Annotated in this window: 18 protein-coding genes and 1 tRNA gene; 8 read left to right on the top strand and 11 right to left on the bottom strand. The window is 40.8% G+C overall.

Annotated elements, in window-relative coordinates; all coding sequences use genetic code 11:
• Nucleotides 1-180: 180 nt before the first annotated feature.
• The 5 genes from nadR to CHI10_RS01205 form a co-directional block, all read right to left on the bottom strand.
• Complete coding sequence (gene nadR / locus CHI10_RS01225) at nucleotides 181-1,203, bottom strand: multifunctional transcriptional regulator/nicotinamide-nucleotide adenylyltransferase/ribosylnicotinamide kinase NadR (RefSeq protein ID WP_095242458.1); 1,023 nt, start codon at nucleotides 1,201-1,203, stop codon at nucleotides 181-183.
• Complete coding sequence (gene pnuC, locus CHI10_RS01220; protein ID WP_095242457.1) at nucleotides 1,204-1,899, bottom strand: nicotinamide riboside transporter PnuC; 696 nt, start codon at nucleotides 1,897-1,899, stop codon at nucleotides 1,204-1,206.
• Nucleotides 1,900-1,930: 31 nt separating this feature from the next.
• Nucleotides 1,931-2,695, bottom strand: a complete 765-nt coding sequence (locus tag CHI10_RS01215) for an NUDIX domain-containing protein (protein WP_095242456.1) — start codon at nucleotides 2,693-2,695, stop codon at nucleotides 1,931-1,933.
• 285 nt (nucleotides 2,696-2,980) lie between these two features.
• Nucleotides 2,981-3,955, bottom strand: coding sequence for a bile acid:sodium symporter family protein (locus CHI10_RS01210; RefSeq protein WP_095242455.1), 975 nt, complete (start codon nucleotides 3,953-3,955; stop codon nucleotides 2,981-2,983).
• Nucleotides 3,956-3,959: 4 nt separating this feature from the next.
• The gene (locus tag CHI10_RS01205) at nucleotides 3,960-5,351 is read right to left on the bottom strand and encodes an FAD-binding oxidoreductase (protein ID WP_095242454.1); all 1,392 of its coding nucleotides are present in this window, start codon (nucleotides 5,349-5,351) and stop codon (nucleotides 3,960-3,962) included.
• A 198-nt stretch (nucleotides 5,352-5,549) separates the two neighbouring features.
• Here CHI10_RS01205 and CHI10_RS01200 point away from each other — a divergent pair, with 198 nt between their 5' ends.
• Complete coding sequence (locus CHI10_RS01200; RefSeq protein WP_095242453.1) at nucleotides 5,550-6,248, top strand: FadR/GntR family transcriptional regulator; 699 nt, start codon at nucleotides 5,550-5,552, stop codon at nucleotides 6,246-6,248.
• A 17-nt stretch (nucleotides 6,249-6,265) separates the two neighbouring features.
• On the opposite strand, the gene CHI10_RS01195 is transcribed toward CHI10_RS01200, so the two are convergent.
• Nucleotides 6,266-8,317, bottom strand: coding sequence for a DUF4179 domain-containing protein (locus CHI10_RS01195; protein WP_286136692.1), 2,052 nt, complete (start codon nucleotides 8,315-8,317; stop codon nucleotides 6,266-6,268).
• A 157-nt stretch (nucleotides 8,318-8,474) separates the two neighbouring features.
• Entirely contained in the window at nucleotides 8,475-9,386 is a 912-nt protein-coding gene (locus CHI10_RS01190) for an SDR family oxidoreductase (protein ID WP_095242451.1), read from the bottom strand.
• Between the two features lie 95 nt (nucleotides 9,387-9,481).
• On the opposite strand from CHI10_RS01190, the gene CHI10_RS01185 reads away from it, so the two are divergent.
• Nucleotides 9,482-10,450, top strand: coding sequence for a helix-turn-helix transcriptional regulator (locus tag CHI10_RS01185; protein WP_095242450.1), 969 nt, complete (start codon nucleotides 9,482-9,484; stop codon nucleotides 10,448-10,450).
• Between the two features lie 494 nt (nucleotides 10,451-10,944).
• Nucleotides 10,945-11,274, top strand: a complete 330-nt coding sequence (locus CHI10_RS01180) for a hypothetical protein (RefSeq protein ID WP_095242449.1) — start codon at nucleotides 10,945-10,947, stop codon at nucleotides 11,272-11,274.
• Nucleotides 11,275-11,465: 191 nt separating this feature from the next.
• On the opposite strand, the gene CHI10_RS01175 is transcribed toward CHI10_RS01180, so the two are convergent.
• The gene (locus CHI10_RS01175; RefSeq protein WP_095242448.1) at nucleotides 11,466-11,960 is read right to left on the bottom strand and encodes a YehS family protein; all 495 of its coding nucleotides are present in this window, start codon (nucleotides 11,958-11,960) and stop codon (nucleotides 11,466-11,468) included.
• Between the two features lie 493 nt (nucleotides 11,961-12,453).
• On the bottom strand, nucleotides 12,454-13,236 hold the full coding sequence (locus CHI10_RS01170) for a DUF2971 domain-containing protein (RefSeq protein ID WP_095242447.1): 783 nt from the start codon (nucleotides 13,234-13,236) through the stop codon (nucleotides 12,454-12,456).
• 86 nt (nucleotides 13,237-13,322) lie between these two features.
• Between CHI10_RS01170 and CHI10_RS01165 the strand changes: the two genes are divergently transcribed.
• Genes CHI10_RS01165 through CHI10_RS01155 form a run of 3 tightly spaced genes read left to right on the top strand, consistent with a single transcriptional unit; the run spans nucleotide 13,323 to nucleotide 14,220 of the window.
• Entirely contained in the window at nucleotides 13,323-13,529 is a 207-nt protein-coding gene (locus CHI10_RS01165) for a helix-turn-helix transcriptional regulator (RefSeq protein WP_095242446.1), read from the top strand.
• Entirely contained in the window at nucleotides 13,529-14,014 is a 486-nt protein-coding gene (locus CHI10_RS01160; protein WP_095242445.1) for a hypothetical protein, read from the top strand. Before CHI10_RS01165 ends, CHI10_RS01160 begins: the two co-directional genes overlap by 1 nt.
• A 20-nt stretch (nucleotides 14,015-14,034) precedes the next feature.
• Nucleotides 14,035-14,220, top strand: a complete 186-nt coding sequence (locus CHI10_RS01155; RefSeq protein WP_095242444.1) for a hypothetical protein — start codon at nucleotides 14,035-14,037, stop codon at nucleotides 14,218-14,220.
• Nucleotides 14,221-14,381: 161 nt separating this feature from the next.
• Here CHI10_RS01155 and CHI10_RS22160 read toward each other — a convergent pair.
• Nucleotides 14,382-14,478 (bottom strand) — tRNA-Sec (locus CHI10_RS22160).
• Nucleotides 14,479-14,602: 124 nt separating this feature from the next.
• Here CHI10_RS22160 and CHI10_RS01145 point away from each other — a divergent pair.
• Both CHI10_RS01145 and CHI10_RS01140 read left to right on the top strand, forming a co-directional pair.
• On the top strand, nucleotides 14,603-15,028 hold the full coding sequence (locus CHI10_RS01145; protein WP_048008916.1) for a DUF2621 domain-containing protein: 426 nt from the start codon (nucleotides 14,603-14,605) through the stop codon (nucleotides 15,026-15,028).
• A gap of 112 nt (nucleotides 15,029-15,140) precedes the next feature.
• Nucleotides 15,141-15,635: a DinB family protein gene (locus tag CHI10_RS01140; protein ID WP_095242442.1), complete on the top strand. Its 495-nt coding sequence runs from the start codon at nucleotides 15,141-15,143 to the stop codon at nucleotides 15,633-15,635.
• Nucleotides 15,636-15,684: 49 nt separating this feature from the next.
• Here the strand turns inward: CHI10_RS01140 and CHI10_RS01135 are convergent, their stop codons facing one another.
• The gene (locus tag CHI10_RS01135; RefSeq protein WP_095242441.1) at nucleotides 15,685-16,173 is read right to left on the bottom strand and encodes a CcdC family protein; all 489 of its coding nucleotides are present in this window, start codon (nucleotides 16,171-16,173) and stop codon (nucleotides 15,685-15,687) included.
• Nucleotides 16,174-16,228: the final 55 nt, after the last annotated feature.

Raw genomic sequence — 16,228 nt, 5'->3', positions numbered from 1 at the left:
AGCAACAAACTTTGCGAAAACAGCCTTTAAAAAAGATGTTTTTTTACAAGAAAATTCCTGATGAAGAGGAAAATATACACATGTATCTTCTTCATTAGGAAAACCATATTATTGAAGTTATACGAAATGAAATGGTTTCATTAGCTTTTAAGAAAATTATTTTTTTTGTCAAACACTCTCTCAAATTTTCAGCAGTTCTTCAATATGCCCTTTTGCACTCTGAAACCGTTCCTTGTAATCACCGCTCAGTATTTTATAATCAACATTATGATTTTTCAGCAATGTTTTTAAAGCCTGGTTGTTTTGGAGTCTTACCTCATTCTCTCCGTGAACCCGAAGTCCATCATCCACCCATTTCACATCAGGTTCCAGGTATAGCCACAGGTCATAATCCTGCAGGTTTGCAATTTCATCCAGTACTGCTTGATGTTCATCGTTGTAAAGGTTGGAATAGAATTGAGTCACAATTGCCTCCGTATCGATAAAAACAACTTTGTTTGCTTTTTCAATCGCCTTGATTTCTTCAAGCTTATGGCCATAGGCAATTTTGTGGTAATCTTCCTTAACCATAATCCCATCACAGCCGCCTAATTCTTCGCATACGGTTCGGCCATATTCCTCCACATAGGAAGTGTTGTAAATTTTAGCAAGATTTCTAGTCAAGGTAGATTTACCGCAGCTTTCAGTCCCTGCTACAACAACCTTTTTAACGAAATAAGGTTTTACAAAGTCAGGGATGTACTCCCAATGATGAAAAACGCCTTCATTACGGATTGCTGTTGCCGAAATATTCACATATCTACGATTGGGATCAATCAATTCGTGTTTGGCCTCTGGATAAAGTTCATTAAAAATATCGTTATATTCATACTCTGAACTAAATACATAATCAATGCGCTTTCCAATTGCCTTTTTTATATTACTAGCACCTTCTGCCCAATTGTAATTTTCATCCCCCTGATCGTCTTTTATGGAAATGACCTTCACATGCGGCATATCTTTAGTTAATTGACTGAGCCAGCGCAAACGGATATGCGGCGGAATATAAGCCATTTTAGAATGCTCGCACAATTGCCTGTCACGCAGTTCGCTATGGGACAGCACAACGTACAGTTCGTCAACGATGGATGAGGCCTGAACAATGGCATAGACATGGCCAAGATGCAGGGGAAGAAACTTGCCTCCAATAAACCCGACTGTCATTTAAACCCCCTCCTTATTCTGTTTCACATATAGTTTCCGCCAGTTCATGTATCCATAAATACTGTTAACCAGGAAAGCAGTCCACATGACTAGCATCGAAAAGTCATTGCCGCCCTGTGTGATGAGAGCACCCGCCCAAAGGATAATGGATAATACATTTACAGAGATCCAGAGGATCCATTGCTCTGCAAATCTCTTTAGCATCAGTATTTGCGCAGTTATAGAAAGAACGTTTGTAGCGGAATCCGTCCAGACAAAATTACCCTCTAAATATCTTAGGAAAAACCCATATCCAATTGTAAGGACGGCGATAGATGCTAATGTATAGATCCAGCCTGTTTTCGTCAGGCTTTTAACTCTCACATCTTCCCCTTTAACATCCCGATTGGTTTTATGCTGCTTCCACAGATAAATACCAATAAATTGCACAGGAAAATAAAACAGGGCATTGAGCATGGCTTCTCCATAAAGACCATATCCATAAGCAATATAAGCATAAGTAAGGGTCTGAACGATGCCAAAGTAATAGTTGGCAATCTTCCCCTTTGCCACCAGCACCACACATAACATGCCGCTTATGGATGAAATCAGGCCAAGCAGTGAATCTGACCAGACAAAGAAAAGATAAATGTTGACCAATGTAAATATTATTAGCCATATTATTTCAAACCGGGTCCAGTTCTTAAAAATCCCCATGTGAATCTCTCCCCTTTGTTAATTTGGATTTTCACCCTTGAAGCTTATTTCTATATACGGACACAATCGGCTGGTAATCATTGAATCGATAAAGCTGAGCAGGTGTTTTAGAATAGCGGTTTGATTTCTTTGGCTTTCCGTCTTCCGATACCGCTTCAATAAATGGCAATGTCGGTGCTTTTCTGAAAAAGGCAGCATCAGTCGAGATCGATGGATCATCCAACACTGTCAATAAGACCCCCTGCAGTTCAGAAAGCACAAATTCATCAGGAAGAAAATGCTTGGCCAGTGTTGTCAGCGCCATATCTTTTTTAATAAACCAAAGTGCATCATCGATAATTGTCCGATGATCAAAAGCGAGCTCAAGTTCAAGAGCCTCTTCTAGAGTAAACAGCTTAACTTCAGATGCGTCATATGTTGTTTTCCTGGTCCTTAAGTCCGCTTCATTAGCAATAACATAATGCGCATTAGATATAATCCATCCCCGCTGATCCCGGCCGGGAGAATCGTAGACACCAAAATGCTTTATTTTCAGCCCCTCCACTCCGGTTTCCTCTGACAGCTTGCGCTCTGCAGCCTGCAGTGCTGACTCACCAGGACGTACAAACCCTCCCGGCAGCGCCCACTTTCCTGCTTCCATATTCGGATTTCCTTCATGATCCAGTTCGCTTCGTCTGATTAGCATCATTTTCAACTCTTTTTTTGGAGGTTTATATTCTCCCGTTTGTTCTGAAGTAATAGTAAAAACGGCAATATCACTTGTATAGCCATCTGGTGTAATGAATTTGTTTTTCAATTTTTGTTCACCTCTTTTTTAATTAACAGTTTGTTAATTGTTAATTAAAATATATTCCAAAATTTTCTGTTAGTCAACACTATTTTTATTAAAATGCAAAAAAAGACTGCCCAATGATATGAGCAGCTTTTTAAAGTCTTAATTCTGATTTTTAACTACTTCCTGACCCGCATAAAATTGTTCCCGGTATACCTGCCCGCTCATACAGAAAATAGGCTACGCTGGATTTGCCCGCTATTATCAGTTCTTTTTCATGCAGATAAAAGCAGGCCCCAAATTACATTCCTACAATTTCACTTCAACAGGACGAACTGACGTCTCCTCTTCCCTTTCAACAGCAGGTTTCTTTGACCAATAAGTCGCCAGAACCGGCCCTGAAATGTTATGCCAGGCAGCAGCCAGCACGCTTGGCAATGCTGCCAATGGACCAAAATGAGCGGTAGCAAGTGCAACGCCCAGACCTGAGTTCTGCATGCCAACTTCAATAGCAATTGCTCTTCGGTTTACTTCATCCTGACCAAGCACTTTTCCTGCAAAGTAGCCAAGCAGGAGTCCGAATCCATTGTGGAGCATGACAGCTGTAAAAATCAGAAGCCCTGATGCGGCAATGGTTGCTGAATTGCCTGAAACGACTGCAGCCACAATCGTGATAATTGCCGCTACTGAAATAAGCGGTAAAACAGTTAAGCTTTTTTCCACGGCTGCCGGGAAGAATTTCTTGATAGCCAAACCAAGAACAATCGGTAGAATGATAACCTGGACAATAGACATAAACATGGCAACAGCATCAACCGGCATCCACTGTCCCGCAAGCAACAGGAGTAGCAGCGGTGTCATGATCGGCGCCAGTAGAGTTGAAACGGAAGTCATGGCGATGGACAATGGTACATTTCCCTTTGCCAGATACACCATAACGTTAGAGGCCGTTCCCCCTGGTACACATCCGAGCAAAACAAGTCCGGCTGCCAATTCTGCCGGCAAATTCAAAAGTTTCGCAATGACGAAAGCGACAAGCGGCATGATAATGAACTGTGCACAAACACCGATTAACACAGGCAGAGGTTTCGTAAAGATGATTTTAAAATCGACTGCCTTCAGTGTAAGCCCCATTCCAAACATGACGACGCCGAGTAGGATGGTGATATAGCCTCCCAACCCTAAAAATGGGTCTGGAAACATAAAGGCAATAACCGATGTTAAGATAACCCACACCGCAAAATATTTTCCTGCAATGGTACTGACCGCTTCTAATACCTTCATATCATCACGCTCCTTCTTTTGTCTTTAAGATTTTATTTGGGTTGAAAAGATTATCTGGATCAAGGGCACGTTTGATTTTTTCCATAACCTGAAGCGCCTGACCATGTTCTTCTTGCTGATACTTCTGCTTGCCTATCCCTACACCATGCTCACCCGTACAGGTACCGCCCCGTTCGAGAGCATAGAGAACAATTTGTTCATTGAACTTTTCTGCTTTTGCCACCTCTTCGGGATTACTCATATCAATCATCAGGAGTGTATGGTAATTTCCGTCCCCCACATGTCCGACGATTCCTCCAGGAAGTCCCAGTGTATCGACCGCTTCCCTCGCATGGCTGATAGCGCCAGAAAGTTCTGAAATCGGCAAACAAACATCCGTCACCATCATTTTCTTTCCTGGATGGCCATGGATATAGGCATAAGCAAGGTTATGTCTGGCCTCCCACAAGCGATTTCTTGCTGCATTATCAGTTTCAAATTCTATATCGAGACAATGATGGTCTTCAACAATTTCTCTTGTAAATGCGACATCCTGCTTCAAGCCGGCTTCATTGCCGTGAAACTCCAAAAAGAGTGTTGGGCTTTCGTTATAGTTTGTTTCACTGAACAGGTTTACCTGCTTCATGGATGGTTCATCCACAAGCTCCACCCTCGCAATCGGAACACCTGCCTGTAATATGGAAACAACCGCTTCAACCGCATCGTTCAATGATGGAAAAGAAGCTCTTGCTGCCATCACGTGCTCCGGAATTCCATAAACTCTTAATGTCAATTCCGTAAAGCAGCCAAGCGTCCCCTCTGAACCAACGAATAAACCATTCAAATGGTATCCGGATGAGGATTTAGCAGCTAAATTACCTGTATGTATGATCAACCCATCAGCAAGTACCACTTCAAGATCACGCACCTGATCACGCATGACTCCATATTTTACAGAAGTAGTTCCGCTGGCATTCGTTGCTGCCATTCCGCCAAGCGTAGCATCCGCTCCCGGATCCACAGAGAAAAACAATCCATACTTTTTTAATTCCTTGTTGAGCTGTGTGCGGGTCACACCAGGCTGCACCCTAACAAGAAAGTCATTCTCACGTACTTCGAGAACTTTATTCATAAGCGAAAAATCAATCGTAATTCCATGTTCGTACGGTATCACATGCCCCTCAAGACTGGATCCCAGTCCAAAAGGAACAATTGGAACTTTGTATTTGTTTGCCAGCTTCACAATTTCACTGACCTGCTGGGCGGTTTCCGGAAAAACAACCAGGTCAGGAAGACTCTCCATATGATATGATTCATCCCTGCCATGTAATTCTCTTACTGTCTGATTTTCTGTCACCTGCTGCCCAGTAAGAAACTCTCTTAAAGCCTGCAGGAGGGTCATACTCGCTGTTTCCATCTCTACTCCTTCTTTCTTATTCGAGGAATTTGGTCAAACCAATGTCATAATTGGTCCAACAAGTTAAATTAATTATACTAACTTATCAGAAAAATTCAATTATTTATTTTATTATTTTTATAGTATTGATTAATAGATTTTAGGTCTGTTACATTTAGGAAAGTAAGAGAGGCCTATTTTGAAAAGAGGGTACGGGGAATGACAGAGAAAAAAAAGACCTATCTGCTTTTAGCAGATAAATTGATAGAATGCTATTTGGGAGGAAATCTTAAACCAGGTGAACGGCTGCCTTCAGAAAGAGAATTGGCAGTTCAATTCAATGTCAGCCGGACAACCATCAGAGAAGCCCTCAGAACCCTGGAACTGAACGGGCTCATCGATATCCGCCAGGGAGGCGGAAGCTACGTTAAAGTCTCTGATATCCAATCAAGCAAAGAAGTGATCCTCACAGCTGTCAAAGCAGAAAACCCGCTGGTATATGAAATGCTTGAACTGAGGCGTGCACTGGAAGCTGAATCCTCCTTCCTTGCAGCCAAAAGAGCCACCCCGGCAGACCTGGAAAAGCTGCGTATTGCTTTACATAATATGGCGCTGTCCATAAAAGATCCCGAGTTAGGGTTAAAAGCAGATCTGGACTTTCACGTCGGAATTGCCGAGGCCACCCATAACTCGATTTTCATTGAATTGATCCATACCCTCAAAGGACATATGGAAGAAACCATTAGAGCTACCCAGAATCATCGGTTTAAGGATCTGTCCCGTTACGAGGATACCATCGAGGAGCATAAGGAAATTTATCTGGCTATTGCTTCTGGAAATGGGGATAAAGCAAAGGAATTGATGGAGGGGCATATTACGAAAATCAGGGCGGAACTGGTGGAGTCGATGATTTTATAAAAACAAGCAGGCACCAATCAGGTACCTGCTTCTATCAGCTCAGTTTCCAGCTCTATTTCATCATCTAAATATTTCGTCGTGCTATACCCATAAATCTCCAGTGATTTAGGAGTCACTTTCTTGCCATGTATCTGTGTACTTTGAACAGTAAAGAAGTGGCGGGGCTGCTCAATTTCTTCGTATATTTTTGGCGTAATCTTTTTCATATCATACTCTTTTCCATTTTGATCTATAATAATTCCTTCATGATCCATCTCCATTGAGAAATCATCACCTTCTTCAGTCACCAAATTGTAATGAAGTGATTCATACGCCCGATTCTTAATTTCGTAATTGCTGAAAACAACAGTAGCAGACTGACCCATTTCCACCTTATCTATTGAAATGGTACTGCCCGCATATTCAAAGGTTTGCGGATATTCCTTCGAAGCATTAAGGGCAATCGTTTTATTGTCTACAATTGACAAATAAACACTATCGAATCGAACTTTGACTTCATCGGTTTCTTTTTCAAATAGTGGTTTAAAATGCGCCTGGAACTTGCTCCATCTTAAATCAGGCTGTGCATGCACGTATGAGTTCCCGTATAAATCAGCTTCAGCTACTTTTTTGTTAATTTCCAGATTTTTAAAATTGATCATGTCAATCCGCTTCTCCGGCTGTTCATTTTTGAGCCCATATTGCAGAATTGTTCCTGTTGGAGCAAGGATTAGTTTATCAATCAAGACTGCTATCCCCTCAATTTCAACTTCTTCATTCAATGCATACTCGATGGAGGGACTTTTTGTAACAGGAATGTCAAAGTTCCACTTCCCTTCTTCCGGTTCCATATTCACAAATGAATCTGAAGAGTTTCGTTTTAATTTCATAATCTTATTAATATTGAGCTGAATGGTGGCTTCATTTTCTTTCAGCGGCCTCAGACTCATTTTCCCATGATAAATGTTCTTTTCCTTTTTATTAAGATCTGACTCCATTTCTGGCGGTATATACATAGGATAGGTATTTGCCGCCATTATTTTCATTTCGTCCTCAATAAAAATGCCATCATCAATGTTAATCATATATTGATTGTTCTCATTGGCATCTTCTATTTCATAAAAAATAAGAGTTTGAATCTCATCAGCAATTACACTCTTAATCTTTATTTTAACCCCATTGCTTTCAGCTTCCAGCCCGAGCCTTTCACCTAAATCCTCCTGGAGAAAAATGCGCAGCTCCTGATTTTCTTCTGTCAATGAGAAATAGACTTTCGAAAAAATCCCGGTGAAAAAACCTGTGCACATGAAGAAGACGAGGACACTTGCTGAAATAAGTCCAATTCTTTTACGCTTAGTCTTTTTTTGTTTAAGGAGATTTTCCCTTTGTGAGACTCGTTCTTTTACGTTTTCTATGAAACCTGCAGGTATGCTGAATGTCTCAATGGTTTCAGAGAAGTTCAAGATGGTTTCCTGCAGAGATGCCAGATCATCCTGGCAGTTATGGCAATGATAGATATGCATTTCAAAATCGATTTTCCGCGGCCGTTCCAGTTTTCTTTCCAGGTAATTTACATAAAGCTTTTGGTATTCATTGCAGCCCTGATAGTCCTCTCCATTTCCCAATCCTTTTCTGAGCAATTGGAACCCTGAAAATAAAAACCCCTTTATCTGTTCAGATGACAATTGAAGAAGCTGTGCGGTTTCCTCTCTGGAGATTCCTTTTATATAGGTTAAGACCAGCACCTCTCTTTCCTGCTCTTTTAACTGCTGCAGTGCATGAAATACACTTTCCTCTGAAGCTATTAAACTATTTTCAATAGAAAGCTCCCTGCAGATACGAATAAAAATAGATAAAACCCGCAGTTCAAATGATGTGCTGTTCTTAAACTTCGGCAGCTCCTTATGCACCTGTAAAATGGCACGATAAAATAGCTCCTCAATTTTAAGTTGGTTCCCCAGATAGGACCAGCCGAGTATATAGAGGGATCGCTGATGCTGATCGAACCATTCAACAATGGATTCTATTTCTTTTACACTTATCGTCAAGGGTAAAACAGGTTTATTTTTTGCTGGGATGATCAAGAGCATTCTCCCCTCAATGTACCTAATTATTTGTATATTTGATTTTATTATAACGATTAAAGTGATATTATTCACCAAAATTTGGATAACTAAATCTTGTTCCCTTAAACAAATAAAAAACTCCTTTTGCAGAGTTCTGCAAAGGAGTTTTTACAATGAAAAGCTATCTATATCCTTCAGCATTGGCCGGTTTCCCCGCCTCCTGGACCTCAACCAGATATCTGAAAGCCTCCGGCTGAGAACCATCCAGATCATGAAAATGATACATTTTCGCCAGCTCCCCGCTTGAAAAGGATCCGCCGTTCAGCCGATTTTTATCAGGATCTTTTGCAATGGCACTAATTGCCCGTCCTATATACCTTGGTGTTTCAGATATCACAAAATGAGGCTCTTTTTCGGCAGCATCCTTCCAATTCTCCTCTGTGACCCCAAACACCTCGAGCATGATTTCTGAACGCATCCATCCGGGTGAAACAGCAACCGCGGTGCAGTCAAAAGGCGAAAGCTCGTGGGCCAATGCCTTGGCCATACGGATGACAGAGCTTTTGGCCAAGTCATAATAAAGAGACACCCGGTAGCGATGTTGGTTGTACTCTTCTGTTCCGTCTGTTACTTCGACTACTAATCCCCCTTTGTTTTTGATTAAAAGCGGAAGGGCATAATGACTTGTGATAATATGAGTATCAATCGCCAGACGAAGCATTCTCATTCCCTTCTCCATGGAATGCTCCCAGACAGGAATGTCCCATTCAATCAAATTTTCGCCTCCCCATATATCATTAACGAGGATATCCAGCCTGCCTTGTTCTCTCTCAATCTTTTCAATCAATGATTGCACCTGATTCGGTATGAGATGATCCACTTGAACAGCTATTCCAGTTCCACCCAGCTCATTGACCAATTCAGCCGTTTCTTCAATGGTTTCCTTGCGTCCATATTCCGACGTCTGTTTTCGTGTTGTACGGCCTGTAATATACACTGTCGCACCTGCAGCTCCGAGTTCCATGGCGATGCCGCGGCCAGCTCCCCGTGTTCCGCCGGCTACCAGCGCTACCTTCCCTTTTAATGAATTCATTCCGATCTGCCTCCTTTTATGTTATATCTATACTATAATCATTAATGTTGACATCTAATGTCATATTTAAAACTTTTTTAGCAGGGGTGAACAGATTGCGTGCAGACAGACTCATTGCGATCGTATTATTGCTTCAAAATAACGAAAGAATGACCTCAAGGGAATTGGCAAAAGAGTTAGAGGTAACGGAGCGGACTATACACCGGGATATGGAAGCCTTAAGTGCCGCTGGCATCCCTGTTCTGGCTGAACGTGGAAAATTCGGCGGCTGGAAACTGCTTGAGAATTACAGAACAAATCTTACCGGGTTAAAAGCAGCAGAAATCAAGGCATTGCTTCTCTCCCCCTCCTCCCAGCACCTTGCAGACCTCGGCATCAGCAATAATTGGAAAGAAGCACGACAAAAACTTCTGGCGGCCATTCCTGCTCCACTGAAAGAGGATGTGAAAGACATTTCCAACCGGATTCATATCGATACCGGCACGTGGAGGCAAACACCACGGGAAATGAAGTCCTTTGGAATCGTACAGCAGGCCGTTTGGGAGGAGAAAAAACTTCAGATTCAATACGAAAAAGCAGATAAACAAACAAGCGAAAGAATAGTTGAGCCGTTAGGACTGGTTGCCAAAGGGAACACTTGGTATCTAATAGCTGGGTCTGATGAAATGATAAAAACCTACCGTGTTTCAAGAATAATTGATGCCGAGGTGATTAATGAGAATTTCAGCTGGCCGAATGACTTTGATCTCGCAGACTATTGGCAGGAATTGAAGCAAAGATTTATTAGCAGCCTGCCTAAATTTGAGGTGGAAGCGGAGATTTCACCAGCCATTCTTCAGCGGATTAATTTTACCGGGCGATTTGTTCAAGTACTTCACACGGATTCGCCTAAGGAAAATGGATGGATTCCTGTAACCCTTAGCTTTGATACCGAACAAGAGGCTAGAGAGTATATACTAGGGTTCGGTAATCAGATAAAGATTGTACACCCGGTTTTCCTAAGGAAAAGTGTGAGGGAGATGGCTGAAGGTGTTGTTGATTTGTATAAGGAAAATGGGGAATAGCTGAAAAGATATCTCCAGACTACTAGCGACTAGGATCCCATACCCCAAAACCGAGACTCCATTATTTCTGAGGCTCGGTTTTTTTAAAGATGCATTACCTCTCAGAACTAAACGAATTATCCCAGACGGATTCAGCACCATTGCTCCCGCTAAGAAAGCCAATTACATTTTTGAATATTGCTTTATATACCGAGGAAATCGTTCACATAATTGTTGATAATTTTTTAAAATTCAAAATTTAAATGATGCGAAATGTGGTATTATTTTCTCTGAAGATAATCCAATCGAAAAATCGCTACTCGAATCTCCTTAAACTCCACTCAAACCTCCCAGTTAAAACAGTGATCCTTAAATCCCTTGGTCAAAATCATCTCTCATACTACTATCTCAATCATAATTTCCTATAAATATATACATGTGAAAGGAGTGGTTTGCCATGTAAACTAACCCACAGCACCATTAATAACAATTTGAATTTGAAGGAGGAATATTAAATGGGTCATGATATATATGGCTGGAATAAAGCAAGGGAAGAAATAGCTTATGCCCGTTTTAGCATGGGGAATAGCAATGCCATGCTGCTGTACGGTTTACTTGATGCAAATCAGTTCTATGCGGGAGTTAGTGGATCAGGTAAGAGTTCGAATTTCTCGTTACAACAATTTGAAAAGGCTTTGAATGAATATAACAAACTTTTTAATACTAATGCTTCACTGATTGAAAGTGAGTGTACATCTTGGGATCAAAAACAGATCCTGCATTTTATCCAAAACTGTTTGGCAACAGCACAGAAAGAAAAAAGTGTGGAAGTGTATTTTGGCTAGTGTTTTATAAAATGAAATAAGGAATTTCCTCTAAGCCCAATCTTGTGGTCATCCACCCAATTCATCCTCAGTCTTTAACTTAATAACTATTTCTCTAGATGCCTAGAGCATTTTTCTCAGACTGGCTCGCATTATTCCAAAACCGGGCCGTAATCATTTCTTTGGCCCGGTTATTATTAAATTGCTTTACCTTATCCCCTATACTTGATCGTTAGTCCTTTTAAGAAGTTTCTGGCAAAATTGTCTAAGCAAACTTTATAATTTTTATGACCTTCTTTTCTTAAAAAGGCCCCGAGCTCACCTTTTGATACGTTTAATCCAGCTTTTTTGAATATATCTAACATGTCCTCTGTTGTTAAGGACAAAGCGATTTTGATTTTCTTTAAAAGGATATTGTTTATGTTTGAATAATTTTCAATGGTCGGTTCTGGCGTATTTGTTTGACCTGGTTTCGGCTCCTGTCTACCTCTTTTATAGATAATAAAGCCATTAAAAAAAGAATTTAACATACTATTTGTCAATATTATTTGGCTGTCATTTTCTTCTTCATCATCAGACTTTTTGAGAATCCTTACCACCTCTGGTACTGACACTTCAGTTCCTCCAAGTTTAAAGATCTCTGCCATTTCACTATTTTTGATTTCTAACGCATATCTCAATCGAATTAATATATCATTATTATCCATGAATTAATTTCCTCCTAATTTAATGCTCTTTGCTGCTTAACTATTTTCAGTCTATCATCACTATAGCCTCACAATACATAGAAACAGAAACAATTATCCTCTGATTGCCTAAAAAGAATATATGAATGGCACAAAAAAGCCGCACAGCATTCCACTATGCGGAAATCATATATATAGTTGGCGGGACCGCCTGGGAATCGAACCCAGCTAACCTGGCACGCAGGTCACAAGCGGTTTTGAAGACCGTGGAGGGCACCAGCACCCCAATCAGCCTGTAGCATTCTTATTGTATTATAACATTTTCTTGCTTTAGTTTCTATCTTGAAATGCGAAAAACCTTTTGTTTTTCAATGTTTCACCTATATTCTCCAAATTACAAACAATTATTCATGCAACACTTTCAATGACCACTGAATAATCCAATACAACTTTTTGTTGTAAGATCGATACAAAACCTTGAAAAAAAACACCCAAGAGGGTGTATGAAGAAGTATTAATAGGTCGGTACTTTATTTAAACTTGATTGCGCAACAGTAAGTATATTACCCTTTTCATCCTTTACCCCATAAACATTCAACAGGGAATTTATTATCTCTCCATATTCTTTATTTGATGCAGGGTCAACATAAACACCGTCAATTAGACCACTTAAGTCAATAGGTATCTTAATGCCAGATATTTGCTCTTGGTTGTCAAATTCCATTTTCTTATTACCCTTACCATCCTCCAATTTTTGGAAATTCATCAAAACTACACGAAACTTACTTTCATGTTCAAAAGGTTGCCTTTTGTGAAAAAAGACAGAAGAATGTGGATAGTTCTTAATATGCTGTTCACTGAACTTGCCATGATCATAATCAATGTATTCTACTTCATCAATCATTACCCTACTCGTAGATTCAAGAGCTTTTCTTAATTTTCCTATCGTAGTTTTGATAGCAATTCCCTGCCTGTTATTCGTATATTGACTCCACATAGCCTGTGACTCAATATCATTTCTATGCCAACAATTGATAAAGTGAGTTTTTCTTAATTTAGAATAGTAAGAAAGAAAACTCTCCTTGTTATTTACATTTACTTCCTGTATAGAAACCCAATCTCCTTCATCGTTTATTCTCATCCTTGCGCTTTCATTGCCTTCCATTTTCAATGATCTAATAATTTCTTCTATCCTTAAGTCTCTAAGTGAAGAATCAAAAGCAGTATATGCACCCTCAAATTTATCATCTAGCAAAAATGCCTGATTCAGAAGTGTTGAAAATAAATGTAAACTCACCTTGACATTCAACCAAATGTAAAGTACGCTTAACTCACACCGATTGTAAAGTTGACTTTACAAAAATAATCGGAGGTGTGGAGAAGTTGAAAAGCCGTATAAAAGATCTGCGCAAAGAAGCAAAAATGACGCAAGAGGACCTGGCCGTACAGGTTGGCGTCTCGAGACAATCCATCATTGCGATTGAATCGGGGAAGTATAATCCATCATTGGAACTCGCATATAAGATTTCAAAGGTATTCGGTCGGATCATTGAAGAAGTCTTTATTTTGGAAGAAGGGGGAGAGGAATAATGGCAGTACAAATTGGTGGATTGGTAGGATTATACGGAGGGGCTTTGATGGGTATATTAGCTTGGTGGTTTGGCCGCCGTATGGCCAAAAAGCAGCGTGGGCTGGATGAACTGCATGACCATATTTGGCAAAAGGCCAGGTCCATTTCTTGGTTTTTCACCCTTGCATCCATCTATATTTTATTTACTCTTGTCATATTCGGGATTGAACTAAACGCCGCCATGGTTCTGGGAGTCATCATGCTTGTTCATATGGCGAGCTGGGGTATTACAGGCGTGATACTGTCCATCAATATGAATATGTCAGAGCCTTTGAAACCTTCTAAGGTCAAATTCGGAATTTCCGTCGTGGCCGTGTCACTTATTATTTTTACGATTCTTTCTATTGCTACCGGCAACTGGTGGTTCCTGCTTGCCAGCGTTCCACCAAACACGATGGGGCTGATTATTGCATTGACTCCGGAAAAAAGCAGTGAAGAATTTTGATGAAAAAGGAGGAAGTTACGATGACACACGAGGCAAAAAAATTGATACCAGGTTTAGGCACGCTCATTAAGATACAACCTGATGAGGTTAGTTTTCAAATAGAGCACCAAGCCGACTCTACAGCAACAACACTTCCTGAGTTAGTAGCTGACTATAACGAGCTATTAGCTAAGCTTCAGGCAGCAGGGATTATGAAAAAGGAATAAGTGAGTAAGGTTCGGTAAGAGAAAAGAATCAAAGAGAAGGTTTAAGGTATATCTTACTTTTGTGGAAAATAAGTTTCAGAGTGTTTGATTTTTTTATGAAGAAGCGGGAGATACGTCCCTGCGCTTCCTATGGCTAAAACCCTTGCGGTTGTATGTATAGTTGGCGGGACCGCCTGGGAATCGAACCCAGCTGACCTGGCACGCAGGTCACAAGCGGTTTTGAAGACCGTGGAGGGCACCAGCACCCCAATCAGCCCCGTAAAGACTCTTCCTATTATAAGGGCTAACGGAGCTGCTTTCAAGACTTATGCCTCCTTTCTTGTCGTTTCTCGGGACAAGGCTTATAATAAGAACAGGAAAATATGTGTGTAGGTGAAGGAAAATGCTAGAAGGCTGGTTTATGTATTTTATATTGTTCTGGGTTGTCATTCTGATTTCGTTCTTTGCGATTGGCGGTTTTTTTATGTTCCGCAAGTTTTTAAAGCGCATGCCGAAAGAAGACGGCAAATCGGATTTGGATTGGGAAGAGCATTATGTCAATGAAACGCGGCATTTATGGCAGCAGAGGGAAAAAGATTTGCTGGAGGATCTCGTAAGTCCAGTTCCTGAACTATTCAGGGATGTTGCAAGAATGAAGATTGCCGGCAAAATTGGAGAACTTGCTGTAAATGAAAAGGCAGATCAAATTGATCAGGACCTTCTGATTCGAGGCTATATTCTAGCCACGCCGAAACGGGACCACAAATTTCTGCGCAAGAAGTTGACAGAAAAACAGATAAGTATCACGCCATATGAACATTTATTCTAAGCCATTTCGGAAGACCGAAATGGTTTTTTATTTTTTCCGACTTTAAGAAGGATACTCACCACCTATATTGAATAGAAATGGAGAGTAACTCTATCCATAAAGGAGTAATCCAATGACTACAAAAGAAGTCTTATTAAAACAGCTATCCGCCTGCCTCGACCAGCCCAATTGGTTTGTCCCGCTATCAGCTGCCATCGGAGGATTATCAGCAAAAGAAGCATCTTATAAGTCAGGAACCGGTAATTCCATCTGGCAGATTGTCACCCACCTTACCTTCTGGAATGACCGCTATCTAACCAGGTTCAAAGAATTGCCGCTCTCCCAAACCCATATCGCCAATGACGAAACTTTCAAGCTCAATGAATCCGTTACTGACGAGGATTGGCATTCTGCCATAAAAGCTCTTCAAAATGGCTTGACTGAGTGGATCAAAGCCCTTGAAGAAAGCAGTGAAGACAAGCTTCTCTCCTCCGCCTATAAGGAACCGATCGAATCCTGGTCGTCTGTCATTTCAAACTTAACCATCCACAATGCCTATCACATTGGCCAAATCGTAGAAATCCGGAAAATGTATGGACTATGGGACCCCAAAAATGGAGTCCATTAAATAACAATGCAAAAGCCGCCGAGCGCAATGCCAGGCGGCTTTCAATCTATTAAGTTGTTTTGGGATTTCCCGATCCGTTCAGCTCGTGATGAAGCCTCCGATAATTCATATACATGGCAATTCTCCACGGTACAATCATCGAAAATGCGAGAATCCAGAACATGCCGCTCAGCTGTCCATAGTCGATGGTTGAGCTAAGAGCTATTTTTCCAATGATGCGGGCTACAAGCAACCCTATTAATATAAAAGCAAATGCTTTGGAGCGCTTCAGATAAATTTCGCTGTCCCTGATTTCAAAGGAGGATGTTTTAATTAAAAGGATGGAAAACAGCATTCCAACTGTGGCTGCTTCCAGGATCTCCAATGGAGTAACACGAAAATAAGGAACGGTAAACATAAGAGCACCTGTGCTCATAAAAATCGGCGGCAAGATGATTTTCTTTGCCGAAGCCGGCTTTTTTGCAGCCTTCATGCGGATGAACATAGCGAAGATTGCCATAAATACGGCACCGATTGATGAAATTAATACAAAGTCCATTCGATTTCATCCTCTATTTCATTTGATTACTAACCATATTATATCTTATGATTAC

Source organism: Bacillus sp. 7894-2 (assembly GCF_002272225.1).
Lineage (GTDB): Bacteria > Bacillota > Bacilli > Bacillales > Cytobacillaceae > Cytobacillus.
Note: the sequence above shows the minus strand (reverse complement) of the source record. Positions and strands in the feature narration are given on the sequence as shown.